The organism is Palleronia sp. (genome assembly GCF_042089775.1).
In the GTDB taxonomy this organism is placed as follows: domain Bacteria; phylum Pseudomonadota; class Alphaproteobacteria; order Rhodobacterales; family Rhodobacteraceae; genus Palleronia.
In genome coordinates, this window is the sequence record NZ_JBELKF010000147.1 from 1 (window position 1) to 5,261 (window position 5,261).

Below are 5,261 nucleotides of genomic sequence, written 5' to 3' on the forward strand. Positions count from 1 at the left end.
CATGATCCCTCTGTTCTGCTCGTTCTCGACAACCCGGCAGACGCCGTGCTTGTCGATGATGCGCGCCTCGCCGGGCGGCACGGTGGTCGTCTGTGCCGCCGTGATGCCCGGCGTTAGGGTGATGAGTGCCGCGAAACTCGCGGCCAAGGTGGTGAACCTCATATGAAAGCCTCCTGTTATGCGAAAAACCTTAACAAACTGTTCACTGCGGCGGGAGGGGAGGTTTCGCAAAATTCGGAATGACGCCGCGAAGACGAGAAAGGCCGCACCCGAAGGTGCGGCCCATGCATCTCGTCGCTGTAAGGAAGTATCAGCGCTTGACCTGCGTGAGGGTCGAGAACGGCTTGCCGTCAGCCCCGCCATGCTGCCCGTACTGGTTCTGGCCGGCGCACCACAGGCCGCCATCGGCATCGAGCACGCAAATGCCGCCGACATAGTAGCCGTGATCACCCGGACGGCCGATGATCTTGACGATCTCGCGGCCAATGCTCGCACCCCAGACTGGCTCGATGCTGTCCTTGGTGTAATGGTTATAGCAGTGGATCTTGTCTTCCGTGTTGACCGCGCAGGTGCCGTGGAGAACCGGTGAGATCAGCTTCTGGGTGCCGGGGAACTTGGTCATTCTCACCGGACGCAACCATGCCGCGTTGGTCGTGTCGGTGCCGCCACGGGTCATGTAGTTGAAGCTGCGATCGCTCCCCTTGCTGCCGTTTCTCTGGTTGCCGAAGCACCACAGCTCACCGTTGCTTCGAACAACACATCCGCCGAAGCCCATCGTCTCGGGGTGGTCGTCGTAGAAGTAGGTTGTATAGTTTTCGAGATGGAGGCCATCCGTCATCGGACCCGATTTCGGGAACCAGTTGGCCTTCTTCGGGGCGAACTTGCCGCGGCCGAAGCACCAGAAGTCGCCATTGGCCTTCTGGTAGCACCCGCCCCCTTGGTGGTGCGACATTCGAACCACTGAGCCCGCGTCGATCTGCTCGAGACGGTGCTCGGGTCCATAGGGATCGCGGTACTGCGACAGGCCATCATCCGCGGCGCGCCAATCCATCCAGCACCACAGGGAACCATTGACCTTGATGGCGCAGAACTCGGGGGTGTAGCGGCCCGGGGTGCCGAGTTCCTCGGCAAACACCCGGTCGACCTGCGACAGGCCACGCATCTTCATCGGCGGATAGGTCTTCACCCAGCCCTTGCCCTTGTAGGATCCGTAGGTGCCCCAGCACCAGACATCATCAGCAGTGCTGACGCCGCAGTGATACCCGGTTCCGGTGACCGCGACAGACCTCATGGCCGGCAGGCCTGCGACCTTCTTCATCGAGGCCGACCAGTTGTCGGTGAAGGGATGCTCCCGGCCCATGCACATCACGTCGCCTTCGAAGGTCACCGTGCAGGTGGTGCGCGACGCCGCGTTGTCGGCGACATCCTGGAACTGAAAGTCGCAGCTGTTGATGCGCAGACCATCGCGCTTCTTGGCCAGGAAGGCGTTCGCTCCCAGCCACCATTCGGACCGGTTCCTGTGGGGAACCATGACCGGGTCGCTCATGAGGTTGCGCACGCTGCGGCATTCGCCATGCGCGTCGATGATCCGCGCCCCATCGGGCGGGATCTTGGTTACCTGCGCGCTGGCGACCGTGGCCCCCGAGGCGAGCAGGATGGCGAGGCCGAGGGCCTGGCCGAGGGATCGAACCCCGATCATCATTCAGCTCCTTGCGAAAAACATCTCTCTTCAGTAGGCCGGTTTTTGGAAAAATCGCAAACATCTATACAGCTCGCGCTGTCGAACACCGTGGATAACGAGGAACCATTCCCATGCTCACCTAGGATTTTTCGCAGGCCTGTTGCAGGGTCGTGCCATCAGCTTCGAGTGACCGTGGATGCCCCATGACCCGACATGACACCCTCTGGCCCGAACCGGCGCCGGTGCCCGACCGGGGTGCCTGGCTCGCGACCGCCACCGGCGGCTTCTGGTCGATCGAGCACCCGCATCCCGCGGACGTGGATGCCACCAACATCTTCGTCGGCCTCGCGCGCGTCTGCCGCTATGCGGGGCAGGTTGATCCGGATCGCTGCTTCTATTCGGTGGCCGAGCACAGCATGCTGATGACCCAGTGGGCCATCGACAACGGCGTCGTCACACATCGCGAGGACGCTCTGGCGATCCTGCTGCATGACGCGGCCGAGTCGATCTACGGTGACATGCCGACACCGCTGAAGGCGATGATGCCGGGCTACCGCGAGATCGAGAACAAGGCACAAGCGGTGATCATGGAGGCTTTCGGGCTCAGCGACGGCTCGGTCGAGATCACCAAGGCGCAGATCAAGGAGCTCGACATTCGGGTGCGGCTCGACGAGCGCCTGGCCCTCATCCGCGAGCCCGCTCTCAGCGAGGGCATGGGCGTGCCCTGGATGGGGGACGACGAGAGACACCGGCCGCTGGATGTCCGCATCCGCGGGCTTTGGCCCACCAGGGCGCGCGAAGAGATGCTCGACCTGGTCGATCGCATCGTCACCCGCATGCCGGCGCGCAAGCCGGATTGCCCGATGCTGGCGCGCCAAGTCGAGCGGGCGGCGCATCTCGACAGGACCTATCGCGAGCCGGAGCTGACGTTCTGATCAGGCCGCGCTCGGATCGCGCTGGCGGCGGGCTTCGCGCTCCTGCACGTCGCGTTGATACTCCGCCTCGATCGCATGCATCTTCGCGAAGACGTCCGTCTCCTCGGGGCGCGGGGGCGTGAGGCGGGGGAAGCGGGGACACATGTCCATGGCGCCGGCAGCGATCAGAGCGTCGCGCCGCGACTGCGTGCGGGACTTCATGTTCTCGGTCGAGATGAAGGTCTTGATGATGGCGCCCGGGCCAAGCCGGACCCCCCCGCCCATGTCGATATCGCGATACCATTCGCAACACACGAGGCCTTCGGGAATTGGCACGCTGAACGGCCCGCAGCGGCCCATGTAACGCGCCATGACCGCCCAGCCGAGGCTGGGGCGGAGCACCGGAATGATGTCGTCGAGCCGCCGATGGCCCAGTCGCATCACCATCCGCTCGAGGACATGCGGCATGGCGATCGCGATCAGCCGGGTCTGGCTGTAGAGAGCCGTCGGCCCCTCCTTCCTCATCCGCTTGGGGTCGAGCTCGAACTCGAACTGGGTGAAGATCAGGCCCTGGGCCCTGGTCTCGCTCGACACCGTGGAAAAGGACGCGATGACGGCGTTGGTCCGGTCCGGCACCGTAACCGACCCGACCAGGTTCGGCGTCCCATTCACGAGGCTTTCGATGATCCGCTTGCGGCCGACGAGGTTGAAAGGCGTGCCCCTGACGCGGCGGCTGGACGCTGTCGCCCGGCGCGCGCTCTCGTGCAGCATGGAGCGCGCGAACCCGCGCGCCAGGCTCGGGTCGATCAGGTTACCCGTGCTTGACCTGTTGCCATCCATCCCATGCGCCTCCGACCCATCATCCCTGACATGATAGGTTTGCGAAAATAAAAATACAACGCGTGATCTTGATTGAAGATCAACGAGATGATGCCGTGATTATCATCCCATGACATGCGAAAAACCTATAGGTTTCGTGGGTGCATCGAGAGGGAACACCATGGGGACGACGATCAGACACATCACCGGTGAGCAGCAGCTCATGCTTGAGATGATCAACCGCGGCCGTATGGATCCGCTCGCCGAAGCGGCCCGCTTCGGGATCGATCTCGACCAGGGGCTGGAGCCCGGCACGATCCAGGCGGAGCCGATGCAGGCGCTGGCCTGGAACGACGATCTCTGGGACGCGGCGATCGCGCATTCGGACTGGATGCTTGAGGCGGACGTGTTCAGCCACACCGGCGAGGGCGGCAGCGCCCCGACCGATTGGATCCGCAAGGCGGGCTATGATCTCGACGGCAGCTGGAGCACGGGCGAGAACCTCGCCTATTACGGGACCTCGGGGGATCTCGACCTCGAGGTGGCGATGCGCGCCCATTACGACGGGCTCTTCATGAGCCCCGGGCACCGGGTGAACACGCTGAATGCCGGTTTCCGCGAGATCGGCATCTCCCAGGAGACCGGCATCTTCACCAGGGATGGCAACGGCCTTCACGCCTCCATGGTGACCGAGAATTTCGGCCTGAGCGGCGCGGGCATCTTCCTGACGGGCGTCGCCTATGACGATGCGGACGAAGACCGCTTCTACGGCATGGGCGAGGGCGCGCGTGGCACGCGCATCGAGGTCGGCGGCGCCGCGGCGACGAGCGCCATGGCGGGAGGCTACACCCTCGAGCTGGGAGCGCTGGAGGGACCGACCCTCGTGCGGGCGACCCACGAAGGAAAGGTCCTGCGTGCGCTCGTGGATCTAGGAGAGAGCAACGTGAAGCTCGACCTGGTGGACGGGGAGCGCCTCGAAAGCTCGGCCAACCTGGTTCTTGGACGGGGGGGCTGTGGATGGTCTGCTGTTGGGCGCGGCGGATCTCGACCTGCGCGGCAACGGGGCGGCAAACGACCTCTGGGGCAATAGCGGCCACAACATCGTTTCGGGCGGCGGCGGCGGTGACCGCCTCTGGGGCGGGGCCGGGAGTGACCGGCTGGCCAGCGGGGCTGGCAAGGACGCCCTTTACGGCGGCGCGGGCCGTGATGTCCTCGAGGGCAACGGCGGCGCCGATCTCCTACATGGCGGCGCGGGCGCCGACACCGTGTTCTACCGCGGCGAGGCCGACGTCGTCGTGGACCTCGCGGCGGGGCGCGCCACGGGGCAGGGGGCCGACCGCCTCAAGAGCATCGAGGCGGTCACCACCGGTGGCGGCGACGACCAGCTGCTCGGGAACGCCAGGAGTAACCGCTTGGCCGGCGGTAGCGGCGATGACCTGATCGAGGGGCGCGGCGGCGATGACCGGCTCTTCGGCGGGGCGGGTAATGACCGCCTCGCGGGCGGCGATGGCAACGACCGGATGGTGGGCGGCGCGGGGGCCGATGAGTTCGTCTTCGACCTGCGCACGGCCGGACGGCAGCAGGACGCCGTCATGGACCTGAGCGCGGGCGACCGGCTGGTCTTCGTGCTCGACGACCCCTTCGCCTATGCCTCGGCCAATGATTTCGTTGCCCGTCACGGCGTCTCGACGCATGGTGATTTCGGTCTGAACGTCAATGAAACATGGGTTTTCATCTCTGGCGCGGACGAAGGGAGCGCTCTGGCGGCCATCGATCTGCCTACCGCTGTCGGTTTGCTTGCCTGAGTTGCGAAAAAGGGTTGCGGATAAAGAATGGGAGAGGCATGT

5 protein-coding genes are annotated in these 5,261 nt (G+C 64.8%); 3 read left to right on the top strand and 2 right to left on the bottom strand.

Annotated elements, in window-relative coordinates; genetic code table 11:
- Window positions 1-310: 310 nt before the first annotated feature.
- Window positions 311-1,699: a hypothetical protein gene (locus ACFDS3_RS18765; protein ID WP_375263868.1), complete on the bottom strand. Its 1,389-nt coding sequence runs from the start codon at window positions 1,697-1,699 to the stop codon at window positions 311-313.
- Window positions 1,700-1,884: 185 nt separating this feature from the next.
- Between ACFDS3_RS18765 and ACFDS3_RS18770 the strand changes: the two genes are divergently transcribed.
- Complete coding sequence (locus ACFDS3_RS18770) at window positions 1,885-2,616, top strand: hypothetical protein (protein ID WP_375263869.1); 732 nt, start codon at window positions 1,885-1,887, stop codon at window positions 2,614-2,616.
- Here ACFDS3_RS18770 and ACFDS3_RS18775 read toward each other — a convergent pair whose 3' ends face one another.
- Entirely contained in the window at window positions 2,617-3,435 is an 819-nt protein-coding gene (locus ACFDS3_RS18775) for a hypothetical protein (RefSeq protein WP_375263870.1), read from the bottom strand.
- 160 nt (window positions 3,436-3,595) lie between these two features.
- Between ACFDS3_RS18775 and ACFDS3_RS18780 the strand changes: the two genes are divergently transcribed.
- Together ACFDS3_RS18780 and ACFDS3_RS18785 are read left to right on the top strand one after the other, a co-directional pair.
- On the top strand, window positions 3,596-4,504 hold the full coding sequence (locus ACFDS3_RS18780) for a CAP domain-containing protein (protein ID WP_375263871.1): 909 nt from the start codon (window positions 3,596-3,598) through the stop codon (window positions 4,502-4,504).
- Window positions 4,428-5,219 carry a calcium-binding protein gene (locus ACFDS3_RS18785; protein WP_375263872.1) on the top strand — a complete coding sequence of 264 codons (792 nt, stop codon included), beginning with the start codon at window positions 4,428-4,430 and terminating at the stop codon, window positions 5,217-5,219. Before ACFDS3_RS18780 ends, ACFDS3_RS18785 begins: the two co-directional genes overlap by 77 nt.
- Window positions 5,220-5,261 lie beyond the last annotated feature (42 nt).

Bases quoted from the DNA above. Each gene is read 5' to 3' on its own strand.
- ACFDS3_RS18765 (WP_375263868.1), bottom strand. From the start codon at position 1,699: ATGATCGGGGTTCGATCCCTCGGCCAGGCCCTCGGCCTCGCCATCCTG.
- ACFDS3_RS18770 (WP_375263869.1), top strand. From the start codon at position 1,885: ATGACCCGACATGACACCCTCTGGCCCGAACCGGCGCCGGTGCCCGAC.
- ACFDS3_RS18775 (WP_375263870.1), bottom strand. From the start codon at position 3,435: ATGGATGGCAACAGGTCAAGCACGGGTAACCTGATCGACCCGAGCCTG.
- ACFDS3_RS18780 (WP_375263871.1), top strand. From the start codon at position 3,596: ATGGGGACGACGATCAGACACATCACCGGTGAGCAGCAGCTCATGCTT.